The sequence below is a fragment of the Rhodoferax sp. OV413 genome (assembly GCF_900104385.1).
Taxonomy (GTDB): Bacteria; Pseudomonadota; Gammaproteobacteria; order Burkholderiales; family Burkholderiaceae_C; genus Rhodoferax_B.
Genome location: NZ_FNJA01000005.1, coordinates 242,771 through 267,991 on the forward strand (window position 1 = coordinate 242,771; position 25,221 = coordinate 267,991).

A 25,221-nucleotide genomic window follows, 5' to 3' on the forward strand; every position below is an offset into this window, starting at 1 on the left:
TCTCTCCCATCCTCCCGAAACGTAGCCGCAGCCTCAGTGGCTGCCGACCACCTCGGCCAGCAAATCGGCAAACGCCTTGGAACGGCCCTGGCGCGAGGCGTTCCTCACAGCCGCCGGGTCAGGTTGCCGGACCGCTTGGGCTCGCACAGCGGCCACAAAGCGGGGTAGCAGCGCGGCGATCTCGTCCACCGAATCGATGCGCGCCATCGCGTCCAGGCCGGCGCCGCGCAATACACCCGCAGTGTCGCCCAGCGGATCGGTCAGCCCGAGTATCGGCCTGCCGGCGCGCAGGTATTCGTAAATCTTTGCGGGGATTTGTGCGTTGCAGTTACTGGCCTGCATGACCAGCAAGGCATCGACCGACAGCATCTCGGCCAGGGCTTCTCGGTAGGGCACGGAGGGGCACAGCTCGATGAAGTCCTGCACGCCGTACTGGCTGGCCAGACCGGCCAGCAAATCGTCGTGCGCCGAGGCGCGGAAGCGGATGCGCAACTGCGCAGGCTGCAAGTCGCCGGCGGCGCGCAGGCGCTGCAGCGCGGCAAACAACTGGGTCGGGTCGCGCTCCGACGGGTAGACGATGCCGCTGTGCAGCAGGACCACCGGCTGGTCGCCGGCCAGCGGACTGGCCGGCGCGGCGACGGCGTTCGCAAAGCTTTCCTCGTCATAGCCGTTCTCCAGCACGGTGATGCGGCTGGCGGCCTGGGGATAGCGTTCGCGGTACATCTGCGCGGCACCGGGAGTGGTGAAGACGCTGCGGCTGGCGTCTTCCACCGCTTCCTGCTCGATGCGCTGGTAGCTGCGCCAGGTGTCGGGGTCGGCCGGGTAGCCGTCTTGCGCCATCGGGTCGCGGAAGTCGGCCACCCAGGGCAGTCCGGTTTTCTTGTGCAGCTGCTGGCCGATCACATGCGCAGTGGCAATCGGGTAGGTCGACCAGATGGCATCGGGCTTGAACTCCTTGACCAGCTGCATGCCCTGGCGCACGGCGTCGAAGCGCCAGCTGATCCAGCGGTCCGGCCGGGCCATCCAGCCCATGTAGCGGCCCTGGATGTTCAAATGCCGCGCGGTGTCCAGCGCAAAAGCCCGGCGCACCACCGTGGCCGCGGGCACGTCGTCCAGCAGGTCGGGGCTGGTGCGCTCGTAGGCGCGCGGGTCGGCGGTCAGCACGATGGGGCGCCAACCCAGGGCCGGCAAGTGCTGCACAAACCGCAAGGTGCGCTGTATGCCACTGCTACCCGCCAGCGGCGGGAAGTGGTAGGCGATCATCAAAACTGTTTTCACACGGAACCCTGGGTTGTTCTTGGCTGCAGGATCATACGGGGGAAGCAGGCCAGGGCTTGCGGCAGAATGCCCGGTATTTATGCCACTGCCTGTACCTGCCCGCCTTCTTCGCCGCCTTGGCCTGATTGTTATAGGCCTGCTGCTGTGCAGCGCTACCAGCGCCGACGAGGGCTTCAAGACGCTGCAGGTCGGACCGCTGCGCACTATCAAAACAATAGCTTCTGCCGCAAAACTGGCGGGCGACAACACCATTATTGACGTAGATGCGGGCGACTACGTGGGCGACGTGGCGGTATGGACCCAGGCCAATATCCGCCTGCGCGCCGTGGGCGGCCGGGTGCGTTTGCGCGCTGACGGCCAGGCTGCCGAGGGCAAGGGCATCTGGGTAGTGCGCTCGGCCCAGTTCAGCGTCGAGGGCTTCGACTTTTCGGACGCGCGGGTTCCGGGCCGCAACGGCGCGGGCATACGCTTTGAATCAGGCCGGCTGCTGGTGCGCGACTGCTCATTTACCTACAACGAGATGGGCTTGCTGACCAACAACGATGGCCAGGCCGTGCTGGAAGTGGAGAACAGCGAGTTCGCCCACAACAACCGCCCCGACGGCCACAACCACAATCTGTACATAGGCCGCATCGCCCATGCCACGGTGACCGGCAGCTACTTCCACCATGCGCAGACCGGCCACCTGCTGAAAAGCCGGGCCGCGCTCAGCCACATCCTGTACAACCGGCTGACGGACGACGGCGGCAGCGCCAGCTACGAGCTGGAGTTCCCCAACGGCGGCGTGGCCGTGGTGCTGGGCAACATCGTCCAGCAAGGCCCGCTGACCGAGAACCCGGCCGTCATCTCCTTTGGCGCCGAAGGCTATGTGTGGCCTAGCAACCAGCTGTACCTGGTGAACAACACCCTGGTGGACGAACTGCCCAGCGGCGGCAGCTGGCTGCGCGTCCGGCCCGGCGCCGACAGCGTGCTGGCGGCCAACAACCTGCTGGTCGGCCCGGCGCGCCTGCAAGCCAGTACCCCGGGCGATTTCCGCAACAACTTCAACGTGGACCGCAGCGCCTTTCAGCCCGATGGCAGCTACCGGCTGCGGGCCAAGGCCGCCGTGCTGGGCAAGGCCCTGGACCTGGGCAGCAGCAATGGCCACGATTTGCGGCCGCAGCGCGAATATATTCACAGCGCCCAAACCAGGGCGCTGGACATTGCCCCGCATAATCCCGGAGCGATGCAGCAGCTGAAAGCGCCCGCGCCCTGAGCCGGCTTGCTGTGGTTTGGCCCCTCTTTTTTACCGCCTTATCCCATGTCCTCCATGTCCCTGACCTCCCCCTCTCTGGCACTTGGTAGCCCCCGCTTTGCAGATCCGCGCTTGGCAGAACTGGCCCGCACCGACGGCGCCATCGCTGCCTGGCAGGCCGCTTGCGCCCAGGATGCGGCCAAGGCCGCGCTGCAGGCCACCGGGGACTTTGCGGTGGGTTTGCAGCAGCCCTCCGGCCGGACCTTTCTGGCGGTGGACCGCTTTGCCATCCGCAGCCTCTGCTACCGCGTGGTCGATGGCCAGCTGCGCTTTGCCGAACGCGCCGATGCGCTGGCCCAAGGAACGGATGGTGCTCAGATCGACCCGCAGGCCATCTTCGACTACCTGTACTTCCACGCGATTCCCTCGCCGCGCACCATCTTCAAAGACGTGTTCCGCCTGCCGCCCGGCCACTACGCGCTGTTCGACAACGGCCAACTGACGGTCGCACCCTACTGGGTGCCGACGTTTGCCGAACAAGGTAATGTGTCCTTCGACGCCCTGCGCGACGAGTTCCGCGGCCTGGTGCGCAACGCGGTAGCCGCCCAGCTGGACGGCGGCAAAGCCGCCTGCTTTTTGAGCGGCGGCACCGACAGCTCAACGGTGGCCGGCATGCTCAGCGACATCAGTGACCAAAAAGCCGCCACCTACTCCATCGGCTTCGACGCCGAGGGCTACGACGAGATGGAATACGCGCGCCTGGCCGCACGCCATTTCAAGACCGAGCACCACGAGTACTACGTCACCCCCGACGACCTGGTACGCAGCATTGCCGACGTGGCCCGCTCCTACGACCAGCCGTTTGGCAACTCGTCCGCCCTGCCCTCGTACTACTGCTCACGCGTCGCCAAAGACGACGGCGTGACCAAAATCCTGGCCGGCGACGGCGGCGATGAACTGTTCGGCGGCAACGCCCGCTATGCCAAGCAGCGCGTGTTCGGCTGGTATGGCGTCGTGCCCTCGGCCCTGCGCAGCGGCCTCATGGAGCCGCTGCTGGACAAGTCGGCCGACAGCAGCATCGCGCTGTTGCGCAAGGCCTCCAGCTATGTGGAACAAGCCAAGGTGCCGATGCCGGACCGGCTGCAGATGTACAACCTGCTGCTGCGCCTGGGTGTGAATGACGTGCTGACGCCCGATTTCCTCGCCCAGGTCGACATCCAGGGCCCGACCGTGCAGCAGCGCGGTGTCTGGGCCGAAGCCAAGTCCGCCAGCCAGGTGAACCGCATGCTGGCCTTCGACTGGCGCTACACCCTGGCCGAAAGCGATCTGCCCAAGGTCTGCGGCACGACCCGCCTGGCCGGCCTGGGCGTGGGTTTCCCGATGCTGAACGAAGCCCTTCTGGACTTCTCGCTCAAGCTGCCCACCGAGTACAAGCTCAAGGGCCTGAAGCTGCGCTGGTTCTTCAAAGAGGCGCTGCGCGGCTTCCTGCCGGACGAGATCCTGACCAAGAAGAAACAGGGCTTCGGCCTGCCCTTCGGCGTCTGGGCCACCCGCCACGACGGCCTGAAACAAGTTGCCACCGACTCCCTGAACAGCCTGGCCACGCGCAACATCGTGCGCCCGGAATTCATCCGTAGCCTGCTGGCAGAGCGCCTGCAGGAACACCCCGGCTACTACGGCGAAATGGTCTGGATTCTGATGATGCTGGAGCAGTGGCTGCAAGCCCAAGCGCCCCAGTTCAAATTGGAACGCTAAACCTGCCGCCCGATATCTGCTATCTTTTTTAGTATCAAAAAAATAGCTACCAGCGCATGATTTGATTGCGCTGGCAGCTATTTTTATGCCCTAAAAACGGGCTATTTTTAAAACCCAGTCAGGCTTTGTCCAACCGCATCTCGGCGGCGCGCGCGTGGGCCTGCAGGCCCTCGCCATAGGCCAGCTCGGCGGCAATCGTGCCCAACTGCTGCGCGCCGGCCTGGCTGACCTCGATGATGCTGGAACGCTTCTGGAAGTCGTAGACACCCAGCGGGCTGGAGAAACGTGCGGTGCCGGAGGTCGGCAGCACGTGGTTCGGGCCGGCGCAGTAGTCGCCCAGGCTTTCGCTGGTGTAGGCGCCTAGAAAGATCGCACCGGCGTGTTTCAGCAGCGGCTCCCAGCGGTGCGGGTCGTTGCTGCTGACTTCCAAGTGCTCGGGTGCGATGCGGTTGCTGATCTCGCAGGCCTCTTCCATGCTGCGCGTATGGATCAGCGCGCCGCGGCCGGTGAGGCTCTTGGCGATGATTTCGGCGCGTGGCATCTCATTCAGCAGGCGGTCGATGGAAGCCTGCACCTGGGCTATGTAGCCGGCATCGGGACACAGCAGAATGCTTTGCGCCAGCTCGTCGTGCTCGGCCTGGCTGAACAGGTCCATCGCCACCCAATCCGGCGGCGTCGTGCCGTCGGCCAGCACCAGGATTTCGCTGGGGCCGGCAATCATGTCAATGCCCACGGTGCCGAAGACGCGGCGCTTGGCGGCGGCCACATAGGCGTTGCCGGGGCCGGTGATCTTATGCACGTTCGGAATGGTCGCCGTGCCATAGGCCAGCGCGGCCACGGCCTGGGCGCCGCCGATGGTGTAGGCGCGGGTGACGCCGGCCACGTAGGCGGCGGCCAGCACCAAGGCGTTCTTCTCACCGCGCGGTGTGGGCACGACCATGATGATCTCGGCCACACCGGCCACATGGGCGGGGATGGCGTTCATCAGTACGCTGCTCGGGTAGGCTGCCTTGCCGCCGGGCACATAGATACCCACGCGATCCAGTGGCGTGACCTTTTGGCCCAGTAGCGTGCCGTCCGCATCGCGGTAGCTCCAGCTCTCACCCGAAGCCTTTTTCTGCGCCTCGTGGTAGGTACGCACGCGGGCGGCGGCAGCTTGCAGGGCTTCACGCTGGGCGGTAGGAATGGTGTCGAACGCGGCTCTGAGTTCGGCCTGGGTCAGCTCCAGCTCCGCCAGCGAACTCGCGCTCAAGCCGTCAAAGCGGTTGGTGTACTCCAGCACCGCCGCGTCGCCGCGCAGCTGCACATCGGCCAGGATGTCGGCGACGGTTTTTTCGATCGCCGTATCAGCCTCGGCCGACCAATGCAGGCGCGCCTTGAATTCAGCCTCAAAAGTGCCGCTAGTGGTGAATAGATGTGCGGGAGCAGCTACAAATGTCATAGCAATCAGGAGGTAGAACGTTCGGCAACTGCCTTGGCGAAGGCGTCGATCAGCGCGCGGATAGGGGCTTGCTTGAGCTTCAGCGAGGCCTGGTTCACCACCAGGCGCGAGCTGATGTCCATGATGCGCTCGACTTCCACCAGGTGGTTGGCTTTGAGCGTGTTGCCAGTGGACACCAGGTCCACGATGGCATCGGCCAGGCCGGTCAGCGGCGCCAGCTCCATGCTGCCGTAGAGCTTGATCAAATCCACGTGCACGCCCTTGGCGGCAAAGAACTCGCGCGCAATCGCTACATATTTAGTAGCTACCCGCAGCCGCGAACCCTGCTTTACAGCCCGTTCGTAGTCAAAGTCGGCACGCACCGCCACGCTGATGCGGCATTTGGCGATCTGCAGGTCCAGCGGCTGGTACATGCCCTGGCCGCCGTGTTCGATCAAGGTGTCCTTGCCGGTGATGCCCAAATCGGCGCCGCCGTTTTCCACATAGGTGGGCACGTCGGAGGCGCGCACCAGCACCACCCGCACGCCGGGCTGGTTGGTGTCCAGGATCAGCTTGCGCGAGGTTTCGGGGTTGTCCAGCACCTCGATGTTGGCGGCGCGCAGCAGCGGCAGCGTGTCGTCAAAGATGCGGCCTTTGGAGAGGGCTAAGGTAATCATGCTTTCACTCGCTCGATGTCTGCGCCTATGCCGCGCAGCTTGGCTTCCATCTGGTCGTAGCCGCGGTCCAGGTGGTAGATGCGGTCCACCACGGTCTCGCCTTCGGCCACCAGGCCGGCGATCACCAGGCTGGCAGACGCGCGCAGGTCGGTGGCCATCACGGTGGCGCCCGACAGCTTGGCCACGCCCTCGGTCACGGCCACCTTGCCGTCGATCTGGATGTGCGCGCCCAGGCGCACCAGCTCGTTGACATGCATGAAGCGGTTTTCAAAAATCGTCTCGGTGACCTTGCTCGGGCCCTGGGCCACGCAGTTCAGCACCATGAACTGGGCCTGCATGTCGGTGGGGAAACCCGGGTATTCGGTGGTGCGGAAGCTCTGCGCCTTCAGGTGCGCATGCGCCGGACCGGCGGACTGCACGCGGATGCCGTCGGCTTCGGGCGTGACCGTCACACCTGCAGTACGCAGCTTGTCGATCACCGCGTCCAGATGGTCGGCGCGGCCGTGCTGCAGCAGCACGTCGCCACCGGTGGCGGCCACGGCGCACAGGAAGGTACCGGTCTCGATGCGGTCGGCCACCACCTGGTGGCTGCAGCCGTGCAGCTTGTCCACGCCCTGGATGCGGATGCGGTGCGTGCCATGGCCTTCGATCTTCGCGCCCATCTTGATCAGCATCTCGGCCAGATCGCTGATTTCAGGCTCTTGCGCAGCGTTTTCCAGAACCGTCTCGCCTTCGGCCAGGGCTGCGGCCATCAGGAAGTTCTCGGTGCCGGTGACGGTCACCATGTCGGTGGTGATGTGGCAGCCCTTGAGGCGGGTCCAGCCCTTGGGCAGCTTGGCGATCATGTAGCCGTGCTCGACCACGATCTCGGCGCCCATGGCCTGCAAACCCTTGATGTGCTGGTCCACCGGGCGCGAACCAATGGCGCAGCCGCCGGGCAGGGACACCGTAGCCTCGCCGAAACGCGCCAGCAACGGGCCCAGCGCCAGCACCGAGGCGCGCATGGTCTTCACCAGCTCGTACGGGGCTTCGGGGGACGACAAGGCGCCAGCGTTGATGCTTACCGTGCCATCTTCAGAACGATCTGCGGTCACACCCATGTTGCGGATCAGGGTCAGCATGGTGGCCACGTCCTGCAGGCGCGGCACATTGGTCAGGGTGACGGGCTCGGCCGTCAGCAGCGCGGCGCACAGCTCGGGCAGAGCGGCGTTCTTGGCGCCGGAGATGCGGACCTGGCCTTGCAGGCTGCGGCCACCGCGGATGATTAATTTGTCCATGGAATGCGATCAGTAGGGTTTAGCGGGGCAAGGCGGCCCACTCGGCAGGCGTGTAGGTCTTCATCGACAGCGCGTGCACTTCGTCGGTATGCATTTTGGCGCCCAGCGTGGCGTAGACCCGCTGGTGGCGCTGGATGGCGCGGCGGCCCTCGAACTCGGCCGAGACGATGGTGGCGTACCAGTGGCGGCCATCGCCTTCGAGTTCGATGTGCTCGCAGGGCAGGTGCGAGGCGATGAGGTTTTGCAGTTCTTCAGCAGTCATGGGAGTATTTTTTGGATTAGCCGCGGATCTTGTAGCCGATGCGCAGCAGGTTCACGGTGATGGCGCTGACCACCAGCAAGGCTGTGCCGACGATGCCCAGGCTGATCCAGGGCGATACGTCGCTGACGCCAAAGAAGCCGTAGCGGAAGCCGTCGATCATGTAGAAGAACGGGTTCAGGTGGCTGACGGTCTGCCAGAAAGGTGGCAGCGAATGGATGGAATAAAACACGCCACTCAAAAAGGTCATGGGCATGATGACGAAGTTCTGGAACGCTGCCATCTGGTCGAACTTCTCGGCCCACAAGCCGGCGATGATGCCCAGCGTACCCAGCAGCGCCGCGCCCAGCACCGCGAACACGATGATCCACAGCGGGGCCACAAAGCTGGCGCCGGTGAAGATGGCGGTCACGGCAAACACCCCGGCACCGACCAGCAGACCGCGCGCCACGGCCGAGCCGGTATAGGCCCAGAACCAGCCCCAGTGCGACAACGGGGTCAGCAGCACGAACACCAGGCTGCCCATGATCTTGCTCTGGATCAGCGAGGAGGAGCTGTTGGCAAAGGCGTTTTGCAGCACGCTCATCATCACCAAGCCAGGCACCAGGAAGGCGGTGTAGTTGATCGTGCCGTAGACCAAGGCCTTGCCTTCGAGCACATGGCCGAAGATCAGCAGGTACAGCACGGCGGTCAGCACGGGTGCGCCCACGGTCTGGAAGCCGACCTTCCAGAAGCGCAGCGATTCTTTATATAAAAGGGTTTGCCAGCCGGTCATACCGCCACTCCGTTGGCCACGTAGCCGTTCGTCATCACATCCAAAAACACATCTTCCAGGTCGGCCTTGCGGATCTCCACGTCCTCGGCTGTCAGCCCGGCTTCGCGCACCGCTGCCAGATAGCGTTCAATCTCCGCCGCGTTGTGCGCGGGAAACTGCACGATGCGACCGGTAATCCGGGCCTGCTGCGCCAGGGCGCTGGGGAGTTCGCTATCCACTTTGAAGCGAAGCACATTGCTGGAGGCATTTTTCAACAGTTCGCTGGTGCGGTCCAACGCCACCACCCTGCCCTGCTTGAGCATGGCGATGCGCGAACACAGGGCCTCTGCTTCTTCCAGGTAATGGGTGGTCAGCAGCACGGTATGGCCTTGCTTGTTCAGCTTGGCGATGAATTGCCACAGGGTCTGGCGCAGCTCCACGTCCACACCAGCGGTGGGCTCATCCAGCACGATCACCGGCGGCTTGTGCACCAGGGCCTGGGCTACCAGCACGCGGCGCTTCATGCCGCCGGACAGCTGGCGCATATTGGCGTTGGCCTTGTCGGTCAGGCCCAGGCTTTCCAGCAACTCATCGATCCAGGCGTCGTTGTTCTTCACGCCGAAGTAGCCCGACTGGATGCGCAGCGCCTCGCGCACGTTGAAGAACGGGTCGAACACCAGCTCCTGCGGCACCACGCCCAGCTGGCGCCGCGCGTTGGCATAGTCGCGCACCACGTCGTGGCCGTGCACCAGCACTTTGCCACCGGTGGCACGGTTCAGGCCCGCCAGGATACTGATCAGCGTGGTCTTGCCCGCGCCATTCGGCCCGAGCAGGCCAAAAAATTCCCCCTGGGCGATGTCGAAGCTGACGCTGTCGAGGGCGGTGAGGGGGGGATTTTTAGCGCCGCGGGGGCTGGCGTAGGTCTTGGAGACCTGCTGGAAGGAGATGGCTGGCATGGGCCGACGATTTTAACGGCTGGGGGGCCATGTCGCCGGGTGTGGGCATTAGAACGTGTCTACGGTCTATTTGGGGCCGCGCAGCTGCCTTTTCGGGATGGGCTGGTAGGCGCAGCGTACAGCCAATAGCCCGGCTATTGGCAAGCGGTGCAACACCCCAGACCGCCCGAAAAGGCAGCTGCCCTGCGGGTTGGGGAGAAATCGGGCGATTTGTCCGCCATCCCCTTTGCATGGGCAGGGAGCCCATGCTGCAGGTGCTGACAGCCAACTCATCCCGATTGCTCCCCAACGCGGCCCCAAATAGACCGTAGACACGTTCTCAGGACTAGATTTGCGCGAGCGCCCGCTCCAAGTTCTGCACCGTGCGCTCCACGTTGTGCAGCTTCTCCAGGCCGAACAGGCCGATGCGGAAGCTCTGGAAGTCTGGCCCCTCGTCGCACTGCAAGGGCACGCCAGCCGCCGTCTGCAGGCCCTGGCCGAGAAACTTCTTGCCCGACTGGATCTCGGCGTCGGTGGTGTAGCTGACCACCACGCCCGGCGCCTGGAAGCCCGGCGCCGCCACGCTGGGGAATCCCTTGCGGACCAGCAGCGCGCGCACCTGCTCGCCCAGCGCCTGCTGCTCGGCGCGCACCTTGTCAAAACCATAGGCCTGCATTTCTTGCATCACGGTGTACAGCCGGGCCAGCGCATCGGTAGGCAGGGTCGCGTGGTAGGCATGGCCGCCGTTTTCATAGGCTTCCATGATCTGCAGCCATTTGCGCAGGTCGCAGGCAAAGCTGCTGCTGGTAGTCGACTCGATGCGCTCGCGGGCCAGAGCGCTGAGCATGACCAGCGCGCAGCAAGGCGAGCCGCTCCAGCCTTTTTGCGGCGCGCTCACCAGCACATCCACACCGGTGGCCTGCATATCGACCCAGATGGCGCCCGAGGCAATGCAGTCCAGCACCAGCAAGCCGCCCACGGCGTGCACCGCGTCGGCCACGGCGCGCAGATAGGCATCGGGCAGGATCATGCCGCTGGCGGTTTCCACATGCGGGGCGAACACCACAGCGGGCTTTTCGGCCTGGATGGTGGCCACCACTTCGGCGATCGGCACGGGCGCGAACGGCGCCTGCTTGCCCTCGCCCTGGCGCCGAGCCTTGAGCACGGTAGAGGCAGCCGGAATCTTGCCCATGTCGAAAATTTGCGTCCAGCGGTAGCTGAACCAGCCATTGCGGATGACAAGCACCTTCTGGTCGGTCGCGAATTGCCGGGCCACGGCTTCCATGCCAAAGGTACCGCTGCCGGGCACCACGATGGCCGACCGGGCCTGGTAGACCTGTTTGAGCACCCCCGAGATCCCGCGCATCACGCCCTGGAAGCTCTGCGACATGTGGTTCAGGGCGCGGTCGGTATAGACCACCGAGTATTCAAGCAGACCCTCGGGGTCTACATGGGGCAAGAGTCCAGGCATGGTGCGCTCCAATCGGCTAGGAATAGCCGACCAGTTTAGCGCGCAGGCTTTGGGTAATTACCCTTGGAACGGCTTCAAACGGCGGCCGGCAGCAGCTCGGCCACGCCGTACAAGCCGGCCAGCGCCGCCAGCCGCGCCGGCAGGCCGCGCACCGCGAAGGCCCGGCCCATGGCCATGCTTTCGCGCCGGCATTCCAGCATCACGGCCAGCGCCGACGAGTCGAACCGGGCCAGCGCCGTGGCATCCAGCACCACCGGCGCGGCCGGCTGCGAACGCAGGCCTTGCACCAGCATGCGCAGCGAGGCAGTCGCCTGCGCGTGGGTCAACTCAGCGGGCAAGACCAGCATGGATCAGCCTTTTTTGGCTGCGTTGGCCTGGTTGCGCGTGGTCAAGGTGGTGATCAGACCATCAATACCCTTGGCGTTGATCTCGCTGGCGAACTGGCTGCGGTAGGTTTCGACCAGCCACACGCCCAGCACGTTCAGGTTGAAGATCTTCCAGCCGGCGCCGTCGCCAGGGGTTTTTTCCAGGCGGTAGTCCAGCTGCACCGGGTCGCCGCGGCCCTTAACCTCGGTACGCACCACAACCTCTTTTTCGTCGGCTGCGGCCCGGAACGGCTTCATGCTGATTTCCTGGTCGCTGACCTGGGCCAGCGCGCCCGAATAGGTGCGCACCAGCAGAATCTTGAATTCTTCCTGCAGGCGCTTTTGCTGCTCGGGCGTGGCCTGGCGCCAGCCTGGGCCGACGGCCGAGGCGGTCATGCGCTGGAAGTTGACGTTCGGCATGATCTTGGAGTCCACCAGCAGCATGATCTTGGCGATATTGCCCTGCTGCAGGGTCTTGTCGGCCTTGATGGTGTCCAACACTTCGGTGGAAATGCGCTTGACCAGCACATCGGGTGCTTCATCGGCGGCCGCAGCCCCCATGGAGGTGGTCGCCGCCACCGCAAACACCATACCGGCCAACAGGGAACCTAAAAAACGACGCTTCATACAATCCTTCTGTGCGGGACAACCCGCGTTTCAATAATGCCAATGTAAACCCCGGGGTTGACACCAGGCCGATTGCGCGGCCCTACTTTGCGCCCCGGTTACACAGTGGGGGGCCTTACTTGGCCGGCTCGGCGGCCGGTTCCGGGGGGTTGCCGTCGTAGACCTCGCTGCGCCGCGCCTGCAGATAGAAGTCGCGGCTGAACGTGTATTTATCCAGCGCCGCGTCATCCAGCACAGCGCTGGCGCGCAGCAGATTGGCCCGGGTGTTGACCAGGTTCAGCCCGGTCAGGCGGTCCCGGTCGCCCGAATGCGGCACCGCATTCAGCGCATTGCCCTGCATGTCCAGCGGCAAGGCAGCCGTGTCGCGCACGGTGGACGAACCCAGCAAAGGCAGGACCAGATACGGGCCCGAGGGCACGCCCCAGCTGCCGAGGGTCTGGCCAAAGTCTTCCTTGTGCCGCTCCAGGCCCATGTCGGTGGCCAAGTCAAAAATACCGCCCAGGCCGAACACGGTGTTGATGCTGAAGCGCATCCAGCTCTCTGCGGCATCGCGGCCCTTGAGCTGCAAGGCGTTGTTGGCAATGCTCCAGACCTCGGTCAGATTGGAGAAGAAGTTGGTCACGCCGGTGCGCACCAGCGCAGGTGTGACCTTGGTGTAGACCGTGGCCACGGGTTTGAACACGGCGTTGTCGACCACTTCATTGAAGCCAAAAACCGTGCGGTTCAGCGGCTCCAGCGGATCGCGTGGGTTCGCCTGGGGGCCGGTGGCACAACCAGAAATTACAAGAAATATGCCGCTAGCGCAGACAAGCTTTGCGTGTTTAGCTATTTTTTTCATAGTGAATATGGGGATGGGTATCCGCTCTTATTTTTTAACTGCGGGGGCAGGTGCAGCGGGCGCAGCCGGAGTTTCCGGGCCGTCGGCCGCCTTGCTGTACAGGAACTGGCTGATCAGGTTCTCCAGCACCACGGCCGACTGGGTGGTGGAAATGGTGTCGCCGGCAACCAGATTCTTGGCGTCCGCACCGGCTTCAATGCCGATGTACTGCTCGCCCAGCAGGCCGCTGGTCAGAATCTTCAGCGAGCTGTCTTTGGGGAAAGCATAGTGCGGGTCCATGGCCAATGTCACCCGCGCCTGGAAGCTTTTGTCATCAAAAGTGATGCCCTCGACACGGCCGACCACCACGCCGGCGCTCTTGACCGCCGCCTTGGGCTTGAGCCCGCCGATATTGTCGAACTTGGCGCTCACGCTGTAGCCGGTCTGGAAGCTCAGCGACAGCAGGTTCGCCGACTGCAGCGCCAGAAACAGCAGCGCAGCCGCTCCCAGCAGTACAAACAAACCTACCCAGATATCGTTTTTAGAGCGTTGCATAACTAGACCTTAAATAGAGAACATGGTGGCGGTCAGCAAGAAGTCCAAGGCCAGCACCGCCAGCGAGGCCACCACCACCGTACGCGTCGTGGCCCGGGCCACACCCTCGGGCGTGGGCCGGGCTTCATAGCCTTGCAGCAACGCGACAAAGCTTACCGTGAAGCCAAACACCACGCTTTTGATCACACCGTTGCCGACATCGCGCCAGACATCGACACCGCCCTGCATCTGGCTCCAGAACGCGCCCGAATCCACACCGATCATCAGCACGCCAACCACCCAGCCACCCAGGATGCCGACCGCGCTGAACAGCGCCGCCAGCAAGGGCATGGTGATCACGCCGGCCCAGAAGCGCGGCGCTAGGATGCGGCGCACCGGGTCCACCGCCATCAGCTCCATGGCGCTCAGCTGCTCGCCAGCCTTCATCAGGCCGATACCGGCGGTCAACGAGGTACCCGCGCGCCCGGCAAACAGCAAGGCGGTGACCACCGGCCCAAGTTCGCGCACCAGGCTCAGCGCCACCAGCAGGCCCAGCGCCTCGCTGGAGCCATAGCGTTGCAAGGTGTAGTAGCCCTGCAGGCCCAGCACAAAGCCGACGAACAGGCCGGACACGCCAATCAGCGCCAGCGAGTAATTGCCCAGGAAATGGATCTGGTCGCGCACCAGACTGAAGCGCCGCAAGGTCGGCCCCACCAGGGCCAGCAGGCGCACGAACAGGCGGGTGGCATGGCCGATATCGCCGAGCTTGCAGCGCAGCGCAAAACCTACGTCGGAGGGCTTGTACCAGCTCATCGCGGGGCTCCGGTCGGTGGCACGGGCTGCAAGCCGGCACCAAAATCCTGCTCCACGCTGGGGCCGGGGTAATGGAAGCGCACCGGGCCGTCGGGCAAGGCGTGGATGAACTGGTGCACCAGCGGGTCGGTGCTGTTGCGCACCTCGTCGGGTGTGCCCTGGGCCACGATCTTGCCGTTGGCGAGCACCACCACCTTGTCGGCGATGCGGAAGGTTTCGTCCAGGTCGTGCGACACGATGATGCTGGTCAGGCCCATGGTGTCGTTCAAATCGCGGATCAGCCGCGCCGCCGTACCCAGGGAAATCGGGTCCAGCCCGGCAAACGGCTCGTCGTACATCACCAGATCGGGATCCAGCGCAATTGTGCGGGCCAGCGCCACCCGGCGTGCCATACCGCCCGAGACCTCGCTGGGCATCAGGTCGCGCGCGCCGCGCAGGCCAACCGCACCCAGCTTCATCAGCACGATGTCGCGCACCAGGGTTTCCGACAAATCAGTGTGCTCGCGCAGCGGAAACGCCACGTTGTCGAACACCGACATATCGGTGAACAAGGCGCCGAACTGGAACAGCATGCCCATGCGGCGCCGGGCCGCGTACCAGGCCGCCTGGTCAAAGCCGGCCACATCGGCACCGTCGAGCAGCAGCTCGCCTTTCTGGGCCTTGATCTGGCCGCCGATCAGGCGCAGCACCGTGGTTTTGCCGCCGCCAGAGGCACCCATCAGCGCTGTGACCTTGCCGCGCGGAACGGACAGCGTGATGCCGTCCAGCACCGGACGCGCGCCGTACCCGAAGGTCAGCTGGCGGATTTCAACGAGGTTGTCAGAAGGGCTTGGGGTCATAAAAAACAAAAGCCGGAACGTTTCCGGCTTTTGCATGATAAGGGATTGTCCTAGTACTTACACTTACCAAGACTTACCGGACCTGTTACAAGGCCAGGGCTCTCAGCGTGGCAGGTCGCTGTAACCCATCAGGAACTCGTCCACTGCGCGCGCCGCCTGGCGGCCCTCGCGGATGGCCCACACCACCAGGCTCTGGCCGCGGCGGATGTCGCCAGCCGCAAACACCTTGGGCACATTGGTCGCGTAACCGCCGGTAAAGTCGGTCGACGCCTTGGCGTTGCCACGCGCGTCCTTGTCGATGCCAAACGCGTCCAGCACATTCGCCACCGGGCTCACAAAGCCCATGGCCAGCAGCACCAGATCGGCCTGCATCACGACTTCAGTACCCGGGATTTCGACCAGCTTGCCGTCCTTGAACTCGACGCGCACGGTCTTCAGGCCGGTAACCTTGCCTTTTTCGCCGATGAATTCCTTGGTCGAAATGGCGAATTCGCGCTCGCAGCCTTCCTCATGGCTGGAGCTGGTGCGCAGCTTGATCGGCCAGTAAGGCCAGGTCATGGGGCGATTTTCTTCTTCCGGCGGCTGGGGCATCACTTCGAACTGGGTCACGCTGACCGCGCCGTGGCGGTTGCTGGTGCCCACGCAGTCGGAGCCGGTGTCGCCACCGCCGATGACGATGACCTTCTTGCCATCGGCACGCAGCTGGCCCTTGACCTTGTCGCCGGCGTTGACCTTGTTCTGCTGGGGCAGGAATTCCATCGCGAAATGGATGCCGTCCAGATCGCGGCCGGGCACTGGCAGGTCGCGCGATTGCTCGGCACCACCGGTCAGCACCACGGCGTCGAAGTCTTTTTGCAACTGCTCGGGAGTGACGGTGTCCTTGGCCCAGTTGGTGACCTTGGAGCCCTTGCCCAGCGGGTCTTTGGCCGCGCCGACCATCACGCCGGTGCGGAAAGTCACACCCTCGGCGGTCATCTGCTCGACCCGGCGGTCGATATGGCTCTTCTCCATCTTGAAGTCGGGGATGCCGTAGCGCAGCAGGCCGCCGACGCGGTCGTTCTTCTCGAACAAGGTCACGTCATGGCCGGCGCGCGCCAGCTGCTGGGCCGCGGCGAGACCGGCGGGGCCGGAGCCAACCACCGCCACCTTCTTGCCGGTCTTGTGCTTGGCGACGCGCGGTTTCACCCAGCCCTCGTCCCAGGCGCGGTCGATGATGGCGTGCTCGATGGACTTGATGCCCACCGGCAGATCGCTGACGTTCAGCGTGCAGGCCGCCTCGCAGGGTGCGGGGCAGATGCGGCCGGTGAACTCGGGGAAGTTGTTGGTGCTGTGCAGCACCTCGATGGCGTTCTGCCAGTCACCGCGGTACACCAGATCATTGAAGTCGGGAATGATGTTGTTGACCGGGCAGCCGTTGTTGCAGAACGGAATGCCGCAGTCCATGCAGCGCGCGCCCTGGATCTTGGCCTGCGATTCGTCGAGGCCGACGACGAATTCCTTGTAGTGTTTCAAACGCTCGACTGGTGGCTTGTAGCCCTCTTCCAGCCGGCCGTATTCCATGAAGCCTGTGACTTTTCCCATGATTGAATCCTTGTTCTTTACTTAGCCGGCACTGCTTCATTTTTAATAGCTGCCTGCGCAGATGCCGCCTGCGCTAGAGCCACTTTTTTTGCATGCAATTCACCCAGGGCGCGCTGGTACTCCAGCGGGAACACCTTGATGAACTTGCCACGGGCTTCGGTCCAGTTGTCCAGCAGGTCGCGGGCGCGCTTGCTGCCGGTCCAGCGGTTGTGGTCTTCCAGCAGCTTCTTCAGCTGGGCTTCGTCGGTCTGGCCGTTGTGCCATTGGTCGGCCACACCCAGGCCCTGCTGTTCGCCCGAAGGCAGCACTTTTTCAAGCGACACCATGGACATATTGCAGCGCTTGGCGAACTGGCCGTCTTCGTCGTACACGTAAGCCACGCCGCCGCTCATGCCGGCAGCGAAGTTGCGGCCGGTCTTGCCCAGGATCAGCGCAGTGCCGCCGGTCATGTATTCGCAACCGTGGTCGCCCGTGCCTTCGACCACCGTGGTGGCACCCGACAGACGCACCGCGAAACGCTCACCGGCCACGCCGCTGAAGAAGGATTCGCCGCTGGTCGCTCCGTACATCACGGTGTTGCCAACGATGGTATTCTGCGTGGCCACGCCGCGGAAGTCGATGCTGGGGCGCACGACGATGCGGCCGCCGCTCAGGCCCTTGCCGGTGTAGTCATTGGCGTCGCCAATCAGGTACAGCGTGATGCCGTTGGCCAGGAAGGCGCCGAACGACTGGCCGCCCGTGCCTTCGAGCTGGATGCGGATGGTGTCGTCGGGCAGACCTTCAGGCCGCACCTTGGTCAGCGCACCGGACAGCATGGCGCCCAGCGAACGGTTCACGTTGCGCGCCACTTCCATGAACTTGACCTTCTCGCCACGCAGGATGGCGGGCTGCGATTTCTCGATCAGCACGTTGTCCAGCGACTTCTCCAGGCCGTGTTCCTGGTCTTGCACGTGGTAGCGCGGCACATCGGCCGGCACATTCGGCTGGGCGAACAGGCGGTTGAAGTCCAGGCCGCTGGCCTTCCAGTGGGCGATGCCCTTGCGGGTGTCCAGCAGGTCGGCACGGCCAATCAGGTCGTCGAACTTGCGGATACCCAGCTGGGCCATGATCTGGCGCACTTCTTCGGCGATGAAGAAGAAGAAGTTCACCACATGCTCGGGCCGGCCCTGGAATTTCTTGCGCAACACCGGGTCTTGCGTGGCCACACCCACCGGGCAGGTGTTCAGATGGCATTTGCGCATCATGATGCAGCCCTCGACCACCAGCGGTGCGGTGGCGAAGCCGAATTCATCGGCGCCCAGCAGCGCGCCGATGGCGACGTCGCGGCCGGTCTTCATCTGGCCGTCGGCCTGCACGCGGACACGGCCGCGCAGGCGGTTCAGCACCAGGGTCTGCTGGGTTTCGGCCAGGCCGATTTCCCACGGACCACCTGCATGCTTGATCGACGACCAGGGCGATGCACCGGTACCGCCGTCGTGGCCGGCGATCACGATGTGGTCGCTCTTGCACTTGGTCACGCCTGCGGCGATGGTGCCAACGCCGACTTCCGACACCAGCTTGGTGCTGATGGAAGCATGCGGCGCCACGTTCTTCAGATCGTGGATCAGCTGGGCCAGATCTTCGATCGAATAGATGTCGTGGTGCGGCGGGGGCGAAATCAGGCCCACGCCGGGCACCGAGTGGCGCAGCTTGCCGATGTATTCGGACACCTTGCCGCCGGGCAGCTGGCCGCCCTCGCCCGGCTTCGCGCCCTGGGCCATCTTGATCTGGATCTGGTCGCTGGAGACCAGGTATTCGGCGGTCACACCGAAGCGGCCCGAAGCCACCTGCTTGATGCGCGAACGCAGCGAATCGCCGTCTTGCAGCGGGTAGTTGGTGGCTTCCACCACCTCAGGGCCGATGATCTCGCGCAGGGTCTGGCCTTGCTTGATCGGGATGCCCTTCAGCTCTTGACGGTAGCGGGCCGGGTCTTCGCCGCCTTCGCCGGTATTGCTCTTGCCGCCGATGCGGTTCATCGCCACGGCCAGCGTGGTGTGGGCCTCGGTGGAGATCGAGCCCATGGACATGGCACCGGTGGCGAAGCGCTTGACGATTTCTTTCGCCGGTTCGACTTCTTCCACCGGAATCGCCTTGGCCGGATCGATCTTGAACTCGAACAGGCCGCGCAGCGTCATGTGGCGGCGGCTCTGGTCGTTGATCAGCTGGGCGTATTCCTTGTAGGTGTTCCAGTTGTTGGAACGCGCGCTGTGCTGCAGCTTTGCAATGGCGTCGGGCGTCCACATATGCTCTTCGCCGCGGGCGCGCCAGGCGTATTCACCGCCGGCGTCCAGCATGCTGGCCAGCACCGGGTCGTCGCCGAACGCGGCCTTGTGCATGCGCAGGGCTTCTTCGGCGATCTCGAACACGCCGATGCCTTCGACGCGGCTGGAGGTGCCGGTGAAGTACTTGGACACGGTGTCCTGGTTCAGGCCGATCACCTCGAACAGCTGCGCACCGCAGTAGCTCATGTAGGTGGACACGCCCATCTTCGACATGATCTTCGACAAGCCTTTGCCGATGGCCTTGACGTAGTTGTAGATGGCTTTCTCGGGCGACAGGTCGCCAGGCAGATCCTTGTGCAGGTCGGCCAGGGTTTCCATCGCCAGGTAGGGGTGGATGGCTTCGGCGCCATAGCCGGCCAGCACGCCGAAGTGGTGCACTTCGCGGGCGGTACCAGTTTCGACCACCAGGCCAGTGGTGGTGCGCAGGCCATTGGTCACCAGGTGCTGGTGGATGGCGCTGCTGGCCAGCAGGGCGGGGATGGCGATTTGCGTAGCGCTGACGGCGCGGTCGCTGACGATCAAGATGTTCTTGCCACCCTTGATCGCGTCCACCGCTTCGGCGCACAGCGAGGCCAGCTTAGCTTCCACGCCCTCACGGCCCCAGGCTGCGGGATAGGTGATGTCGAGCGTGGCGCTCTTGAACTTGCCATGGGTATGGCGCTCGATGTCGCGCAGCTTGGCCATGTCCTCGAAGTCGAGGATGGGCTGGGCCACTTCCAGGCGCATTGGCGGGTTCACCTGGTTGATGTCCAGCAGGTTCGGCTTGGGGCCGATGAAGGACACCAGCGACATGACGATGGCTTCGCGGATCGGGTCGATCGGCGGGTTCGTCACCTGGGCGAACATCTGGCGGAAGTAGTTGTACAGCGGCTTGTTCTTGTCGCTGAGCACGGCCAGCGGGCTGTCGTTGCCCATGGAGCCAATGCCCTCTTCCCCGGCCTGGGCCATGGGGGACAACAGGAACTTGATGTCTTCCTGGGTGTAGCCGAAGGCCTGCTGGCGGTCCAGCAAGCCAGTGCCGCTGGCAGCGGGCTGGGCCGCGTCGGCCGGCACGCTGTCGAGCTTGATGCGCAGGTTGTCGATCCACTGCTTGTAGGGCTTGGTGTTGACGATGTTGGCTTTCAGCTCGTCGTCGTCGATCATGCGGCCCTGTTCCAGGTCGATCAGGAACATCTTGCCGGGCTGCAGACGCCATTTGCGAACGATCTTGTTCTCGGGCACGGGCAACACGCCGGATTCCGAAGCCATGATGACCAGGTCGTCGTCGGTGACGCAGTAGCGCGAGGGGCGCAGGCCATTGCGGTCCAGCGTGGCGCCGATCTGGCGGCCGTCGGTGAAGACGATGGAGGCAGGGCCGTCCCAGGGCTCCATCATGGCGGCGTGGTATTCATAGAAGGCGCGGCGGCGCTCATCCATATTGGTGTGCTGCTCCCAGGGCTCGGGGATCATCATCATCACGGCCTGGCTGATGGGGTAGCCGGCCATGGTCAGCAGTTCCAGGCAGTTGTCGAAAGTCGCGGTGTCGGACTGGTTGGCGAAGCTGATCGGGTACAGCTTGGCTAGGTCGGCAGCCAGCACCGGCGAGGCCATCACGCCTTCGCGGGCCTTCATCCAGTTGTAGTTGCCCTTGACGGTGTTGATCTCGCCGTTGTGCGCCACGTAGCGGTACGGGTGGGCCAGCGGCCACTCGGGGAAGGTGTTGGTGGAGAAGCGTTGGTGCACCAGGCCGATGGCCGAGATGCAGCGCTCGTCGGACAGGTCCAGGTAGTACACGCCCACTTGGTCGGCCAGCAGCAGGCCCTTGTAGATCACCGTGCGGCTGGACATGCTGGGCACGTAATACTCTTTGCTGTGCTTGAGCTTGAGCTTTTGGATGTTGGCGCTGGCGGTCTTGCGGATCACGTACAGCTTGCGCTCCAGCGCGTCCTGCACGATCACGTCGTCGCCGCGGCCGATGAACACCTGTTTGAGCAAGGGCTCGGTCTTGCGCACCGTGGGCGACATCGGCATGTCGCGGTCCACCGGCACATCACGCCAGCCCAGCAGCACCTGGCCTTCGGCCTTGATGGCGCGTTCCATTTCTTGTTCGCAGGCCTGGCGCGAGGCATGCTCCTTGGGCAGGAAGATCATGCCAACGCCGTATTCACCGGCAGCCGGCAGGGTCACGCCCTGCTTGGCCATTTCTTCGCGGTACAGCGCGTCGGGGATCTGGATCAGAATGCCCGCACCATCGCCCATCAGCTTGTCGGCACCGACGGCGCCACGGTGGTCGATGTTCTCCAGGATCTTGAGTGCCTGGGTGACGATATCGTGGCGCTTTTCGCCCTTGATATGGGCCACAAAACCCAGGCCGCAAGCGTCATGCTCGTTGCTGGAGGAATACAAACCGTGGTCTTTGAGATACTGGATCTCGGCAGCCGTTGTCATGGCGCTCTCCTATATGTTTCGCGGGGACTCGAAGCATAAGGCACAGCAACAACAATGCCAAGCAGAACAATTGGGGTCAGATTCCAATTATTTGTTGACTAAATCAATAAGAAATTAAATAGGGACACATTAAAAAATGTAGCAGCTTGCGCAGTATTTATATGCACCAATGGCCATTTTTATTAAGGTTTTGGAGTCGAAACTGGCCGGCCCGCCACCGCTTTGCTGACCCGGCGCTCAGTACGCTTTTGTAAATCCGCCACAAAATCCGCATCGCCCAAAGCCCAGCCGCGCAGCACCGACTGGGTGAGACGCTGCTGCTGCTCCAGCGTGATGCCTGTATGCACCAAATCGGCATAAGCCACTTCGCGCGCAAACGGCGTGTTGCCCAGCGCCCACCACAGCGGGTGCGGGGTCAGCAGCTTGTCGTTGCGCACACCGGTGTAATGGCCGTAGCTGGACCAGGGGTAGTCGCGCGGATCGACCACCAGGCCGGCGCGCACCGGGTTCAGGTCGATATAGGCCATGCAGGCCAGCAGATAGCGTTCGGTTTGCACCAGGGTGGATTTGTAACGCCCTTCCCATAGCGTGCCGCTGCGGCCCTGGTTGTCGTTGAAGTAACGCACATAGCTGCGGCCCACGGCCTGCATCATCTGCGGCAGGCCGTCCTGCGTCTGCGGCGTCACCAGCAGGTGGAAGTGGTTGTCCATGAGCACATAGGCGTGGACCAGCACATCGAACTTCTTGGCGTTGTCGGCCAGCAGGCCGAGCAGCAACGTATGGTCGGCCGCGCAGGCAAAGATGGGCTGGCGGTTGTTGCCGCGCTGGATGACGTGGTGCGGAACACCGGGAAGCGTGAGTCGGGGAAGCCGGGCCATGGCGGTCAGTGGGTAGTTTGGCCGCATGATAATTGGAATCTGACCCCTATTTTTTCGGGTCCCGTTGGTAAGCCATTGTTGCTGCGGTAACAGTCCAGTCACGGCGCCCGGCAGTGTGTAACTCCCAGGGCCATCCAGCAGTTGAAAGCCGCCGAGCGCTTCCTATAGTTTCATGGTTAAGCGCAAAAACAAGTCTCTACAGGAGCACCGCCATGGCCATCAACGAAGCGAAGCTGAATGCCTTTATGGGCAATTTTGTGAACGACATTGGGGCTGTGATGCACGCCGCCACCATCGTCGTCGGCGACCAACTCGGCCTGTACAAGGCCCTCGCCAAAGGGCCTACGGACGTCGCGGCACTCGCCAAGCGCACCGAAACCGACAAGCGCTATCTGCTGGAATGGCTGAGCGCCCAGGCGGCCAGCGGTTATGTCGACTACGACCCAGCGACCCAGCTGTTCAGCCTGAGCGAAGAGCAAGCCATGGCCTTGGCCGAAGAAGGCAGCCCGGCCTTCATTCCCGGCGCATTTCAGATCGCCGTCGCACAGTTCAAGGCGATTCCCAAGATGGCCAGCGCCTTGCGCACCGGCCTTGGCCTGGGCTGGCATGAGCACGACCCCTCGCTATTCCACGGTACCGAGCGTTTCTTCCGCCCCGGCTATGCGGCGAATCTGGTGCAGAGCTGGATACCCGCGCTGGAAGGCATGGAGGCCCAGCTGAAGCGCGGTGCCAGCGTGGCCGATGTAGGCTGCGGCCATGGCTCCTCCACCATCCTTATGGCGCAGGCCTATCCACAGTCGAGCTTCATCGGCTTCGACTACCACGGCCCGTCGATCGAGATTGCGCGCGAGACAGCCAAGAAGGCCGGCGTGGCCGACCGCACACGCTTCGAAGTCGCCCAGGCCAAGGATTTCCGCGGCCGCGACTATGCACTGGTTACGATGTTCGACTGCCTGCACGACATGGGCGACCCGGCCGGCGCCAGCGCCCATGTGCGCAGCACGCTAGCCCCCGATGGCGCGTGGATGATCGTTGAACCGTTTGCCGGCGACCGGCTGGAAGACAACCTGAACCCCGTGGGCCGGGTGTTCTATTCGGCATCCACCTTCATCTGCACGCCGGCCTCGCGGTCGCAGGAGGTAGGTACCTGCCTGGGCGCCCAAGCCGGCGAAGCGCGCATACGCGACATCGTCACCGGCAGCGGCTTCAGCCACTTCCGCCGTGCTGCACAGACCCCGTTCAACCTGGTCTTTGAGGCGCGCCCATAGCTCTGGCCCCAGAGAAGGAGAACACCATGACCCGCAAATACATAGACTGCCGCGAATACCCGAGCGAAACCCATTGCACGGTGGCCATGTGCGCCGACGACGAGAAGGAACTGCTGGAGGTGGCTGTACAGCACGCCGTGGCGGTGCACGGCCACCAGGACACGGCCGAGCTGCGCCAGCAGATCACCTCGCTGTTCAAGACCGGCACGCCCCCGCTGACGCCGCCGATCAAGATGTGAAGTCGCCGCCGCGGGCTCAGGCGGCGACGCTGTCCTGCGGCAACTGGAACCGGGTGGCCAGCAGGCTGCCCAGGCCGAACTCGGCCAGCAGGCTGGCCAGGCGCTCGGCTGCGGCGCGCTTTTTATGGCCGGTATATTTGGCGATGATGAGCTCGTTCTTCATGCTGTGCTCCCAGCCTACCAGTTCGGTCACCGTCACCTGGTAGCCCCAGGCTTCGAGGTACAGGCAGCGCAACACATTGGTGAGCTGGCTGCCGATTTCACGGGTGTGCAACGGGTGCCGCCAGAGTTCGGCCAGCGGCGTCTTGGTGCCGTTCAACGCCTTGTTCTGGCGCAGGCAGGCGGCCACCTCGGCCTGGCAGCAAGGCACCAGCACCATGGCCCGGGCGTTCTTTTGCAGGCCAAAGGCAATCGCATCGTCGGTGGCGGTATCGCAGGCATGTAGCGCGGTGACCACGTCGATGCGCGCGGGCAGCAGGTCCGACTGGGTGGACTCGGCCACGCTGAGATTCAGGAACGACATGCGCTCAAAGCCGAGCCGCGCCGCCAGTTCCTGCGACTTGGCGACCAGCTCGGGCCGGGTTTCGATGCCATAGATATGGCCGGCGCCCAAGGCCTTGAAAAACAGGTCGTAGACGATGAAGCCCAGGTAGGACTTGCCCGCCCCGTGGTCGGCCAGGGTCAGCCCCTGGGCGCTGGCCGGCAGCTCGCCGAGCAGCTTTGCTATGAACTGGAACAGGTGGTAGACCTGCTTGAGCTTGCGCCGCGAGTCCTGGTTCAGCTTGCCGTCGCGGGTCAGGATGTGCAGCTCTTTGAGCAGCTCGACGGACTGGGCGGGGTCGATTTCAGGAGGCAGCGCGGGCGTGGCGAGAGGCTTACTTTTGGGGGTCTTCATCACCCGATTTTCCCACGCCAAGCGCATCCCAGCCGCCCTGCCCCAGAGTCTCCAGGGTTTGCATGTTGCGTTCGAAGATGGCTTCGGCCTCGGGGAAGGCCGCCACCGCGCGATCAATGCTGGCCTCGCGCAGCAGGTGCAGGCAAGGATACGGCGCGCGATTCGTGTAGTTGGTGATGTCGTCCGCATCCGTACCGCCGAACTGGAACTGCGGGTGGAAGCTGGCGATCTGCACCACGCCATCCAGCTTCATCTTGCGCAGCAGCCGATCGGCAACGTCCAGAAAATCGTTGTAGTCCAGAAAATCGGCCAGCACCTGCGGCGCTATCAAAAGCGTAGTGTCTCGCGCAGATGGGTCCTGCGCCAGCAGCTCTTTTAGCTCATAAACCAGGTCCTGGCGCAGTGCCTCGGTGTCGGTCGCCTGGCTGACCGCGTAGTGGATCTGGCCCTTGGTGTGCACGGCCTTGGCGAACGGGCACAGGTTCAGGCCGATCACCGCGCGCTCCAGCCAGCGGCGCATGTCGTTCAGTACGGTGGTGTCGGCAGCGGTCATGGCT

The 25,221-nt window shown here is 63.9% G+C and carries 23 protein-coding genes; 4 read left to right on the top strand and 19 right to left on the bottom strand.

What is annotated here, in order from left to right; all coding sequences use genetic code 11:
- Window positions 1-33 precede the first annotated feature (33 nt).
- A complete protein-coding gene (locus BLT66_RS17930; RefSeq protein WP_255406981.1) occupies window positions 34-1,278 on the bottom strand; it encodes a glycosyltransferase in 1,245 nt (414 codons plus the stop codon).
- Window positions 1,279-1,357: 79 nt separating this feature from the next.
- Here BLT66_RS17930 and BLT66_RS17935 point away from each other — a divergent pair, with 79 nt between their 5' ends.
- Window positions 1,358-2,533, top strand: a complete 1,176-nt coding sequence (locus BLT66_RS17935) for a right-handed parallel beta-helix repeat-containing protein (RefSeq protein ID WP_092759621.1) — start codon at window positions 1,358-1,360, stop codon at window positions 2,531-2,533.
- A gap of 45 nt (window positions 2,534-2,578) precedes the next feature.
- Window positions 2,579-4,267, top strand: coding sequence for an asparagine synthetase B family protein (locus BLT66_RS17940; protein WP_092759923.1), 1,689 nt, complete (start codon window positions 2,579-2,581; stop codon window positions 4,265-4,267).
- 118 nt (window positions 4,268-4,385) lie between these two features.
- On the opposite strand, the gene hisD is transcribed toward BLT66_RS17940, so the two are convergent.
- The 16 genes from hisD to BLT66_RS18020 form a co-directional block, all read right to left on the bottom strand.
- Complete coding sequence (hisD, locus tag BLT66_RS17945) at window positions 4,386-5,708, bottom strand: histidinol dehydrogenase (RefSeq protein ID WP_092759623.1); 1,323 nt, start codon at window positions 5,706-5,708, stop codon at window positions 4,386-4,388.
- Window positions 5,709-5,713: 5 nt separating this feature from the next.
- The gene (gene hisG, locus BLT66_RS17950; RefSeq protein WP_092759625.1) at window positions 5,714-6,364 is read right to left on the bottom strand and encodes an ATP phosphoribosyltransferase; all 651 of its coding nucleotides are present in this window, start codon (window positions 6,362-6,364) and stop codon (window positions 5,714-5,716) included.
- Window positions 6,361-7,641 carry a UDP-N-acetylglucosamine 1-carboxyvinyltransferase gene (gene murA / locus BLT66_RS17955; protein ID WP_092759627.1) on the bottom strand — a complete coding sequence of 427 codons (1,281 nt, stop codon included), beginning with the start codon at window positions 7,639-7,641 and terminating at the stop codon, window positions 6,361-6,363. The genes hisG and murA overlap by 4 nt, the downstream gene beginning before the upstream one ends.
- A 19-nt stretch (window positions 7,642-7,660) precedes the next feature.
- Window positions 7,661-7,903: a BolA family protein gene (locus BLT66_RS17960; protein ID WP_092759629.1), complete on the bottom strand. Its 243-nt coding sequence runs from the start codon at window positions 7,901-7,903 to the stop codon at window positions 7,661-7,663.
- A gap of 16 nt (window positions 7,904-7,919) precedes the next feature.
- On the bottom strand, window positions 7,920-8,675 hold the full coding sequence (locus BLT66_RS17965; RefSeq protein ID WP_092759631.1) for an ABC transporter permease: 756 nt from the start codon (window positions 8,673-8,675) through the stop codon (window positions 7,920-7,922).
- Complete coding sequence (locus tag BLT66_RS17970) at window positions 8,672-9,610, bottom strand: ABC transporter ATP-binding protein (RefSeq protein ID WP_092759633.1); 939 nt, start codon at window positions 9,608-9,610, stop codon at window positions 8,672-8,674. Before BLT66_RS17970 ends, BLT66_RS17965 begins: the two co-directional genes overlap by 4 nt.
- A gap of 325 nt (window positions 9,611-9,935) precedes the next feature.
- Window positions 9,936-11,060: an aminotransferase class V-fold PLP-dependent enzyme gene (locus tag BLT66_RS17975; RefSeq protein ID WP_092759635.1), complete on the bottom strand. Its 1,125-nt coding sequence runs from the start codon at window positions 11,058-11,060 to the stop codon at window positions 9,936-9,938.
- Window positions 11,061-11,134: 74 nt separating this feature from the next.
- A complete protein-coding gene (locus BLT66_RS17980) occupies window positions 11,135-11,407 on the bottom strand; it encodes an STAS domain-containing protein (protein WP_092759637.1) in 273 nt (90 codons plus the stop codon).
- Window positions 11,408-11,410: 3 nt separating this feature from the next.
- Complete coding sequence (locus BLT66_RS17985) at window positions 11,411-12,052, bottom strand: MlaC/ttg2D family ABC transporter substrate-binding protein (RefSeq protein WP_092759639.1); 642 nt, start codon at window positions 12,050-12,052, stop codon at window positions 11,411-11,413.
- A gap of 115 nt (window positions 12,053-12,167) precedes the next feature.
- On the bottom strand, window positions 12,168-12,890 hold the full coding sequence (locus BLT66_RS17990) for an MlaA family lipoprotein (RefSeq protein WP_092759641.1): 723 nt from the start codon (window positions 12,888-12,890) through the stop codon (window positions 12,168-12,170).
- Between the two features lie 27 nt (window positions 12,891-12,917).
- Window positions 12,918-13,424 (bottom strand): outer membrane lipid asymmetry maintenance protein MlaD, encoded by a 507-nt coding sequence (gene mlaD / locus BLT66_RS17995; RefSeq protein ID WP_092759643.1) that lies wholly within the window; start codon window positions 13,422-13,424, stop codon window positions 12,918-12,920.
- Window positions 13,425-13,433: 9 nt separating this feature from the next.
- A complete protein-coding gene (mlaE, locus tag BLT66_RS18000) occupies window positions 13,434-14,216 on the bottom strand; it encodes a lipid asymmetry maintenance ABC transporter permease subunit MlaE (RefSeq protein ID WP_092759645.1) in 783 nt (260 codons plus the stop codon).
- Complete coding sequence (locus BLT66_RS18005) at window positions 14,213-15,055, bottom strand: ABC transporter ATP-binding protein (RefSeq protein WP_176955088.1); 843 nt, start codon at window positions 15,053-15,055, stop codon at window positions 14,213-14,215. The genes mlaE and BLT66_RS18005 overlap by 4 nt, the downstream gene beginning before the upstream one ends.
- Window positions 15,056-15,157: 102 nt before the next feature.
- Window positions 15,158-16,636 carry a glutamate synthase subunit beta gene (locus BLT66_RS18010; RefSeq protein WP_092759649.1) on the bottom strand — a complete coding sequence of 493 codons (1,479 nt, stop codon included), beginning with the start codon at window positions 16,634-16,636 and terminating at the stop codon, window positions 15,158-15,160.
- A 17-nt stretch (window positions 16,637-16,653) separates the two neighbouring features.
- On the bottom strand, window positions 16,654-21,384 hold the full coding sequence (locus BLT66_RS18015) for a glutamate synthase-related protein (RefSeq protein ID WP_092759651.1): 4,731 nt from the start codon (window positions 21,382-21,384) through the stop codon (window positions 16,654-16,656).
- 182 nt (window positions 21,385-21,566) lie between these two features.
- Window positions 21,567-22,262, bottom strand: coding sequence for a transposase (locus BLT66_RS18020; RefSeq protein ID WP_092759925.1), 696 nt, complete (start codon window positions 22,260-22,262; stop codon window positions 21,567-21,569).
- A gap of 212 nt (window positions 22,263-22,474) precedes the next feature.
- On the opposite strand from BLT66_RS18020, the gene BLT66_RS18025 reads away from it, so the two are divergent.
- Together BLT66_RS18025 and BLT66_RS18030 are read left to right on the top strand one after the other, a co-directional pair.
- Entirely contained in the window at window positions 22,475-23,530 is a 1,056-nt protein-coding gene (locus BLT66_RS18025; protein ID WP_092759653.1) for a class I SAM-dependent methyltransferase, read from the top strand.
- 26 nt (window positions 23,531-23,556) lie between these two features.
- Window positions 23,557-23,769, top strand: a complete 213-nt coding sequence (locus tag BLT66_RS18030; protein WP_092759655.1) for a DUF1059 domain-containing protein — start codon at window positions 23,557-23,559, stop codon at window positions 23,767-23,769.
- 16 nt (window positions 23,770-23,785) lie between these two features.
- On the opposite strand, the gene BLT66_RS18035 is transcribed toward BLT66_RS18030, so the two are convergent.
- Both BLT66_RS18035 and BLT66_RS18040 read right to left on the bottom strand, forming a co-directional pair.
- On the bottom strand, window positions 23,786-24,664 hold the full coding sequence (locus tag BLT66_RS18035; RefSeq protein ID WP_092759657.1) for a class I SAM-dependent methyltransferase: 879 nt from the start codon (window positions 24,662-24,664) through the stop codon (window positions 23,786-23,788).
- Window positions 24,645-25,217, bottom strand: coding sequence for a DUF1415 domain-containing protein (locus BLT66_RS18040; protein WP_092759659.1), 573 nt, complete (start codon window positions 25,215-25,217; stop codon window positions 24,645-24,647). The genes BLT66_RS18035 and BLT66_RS18040 overlap by 20 nt, the downstream gene beginning before the upstream one ends.
- Between the last annotated feature and the right edge of the window lie 4 nt (window positions 25,218-25,221).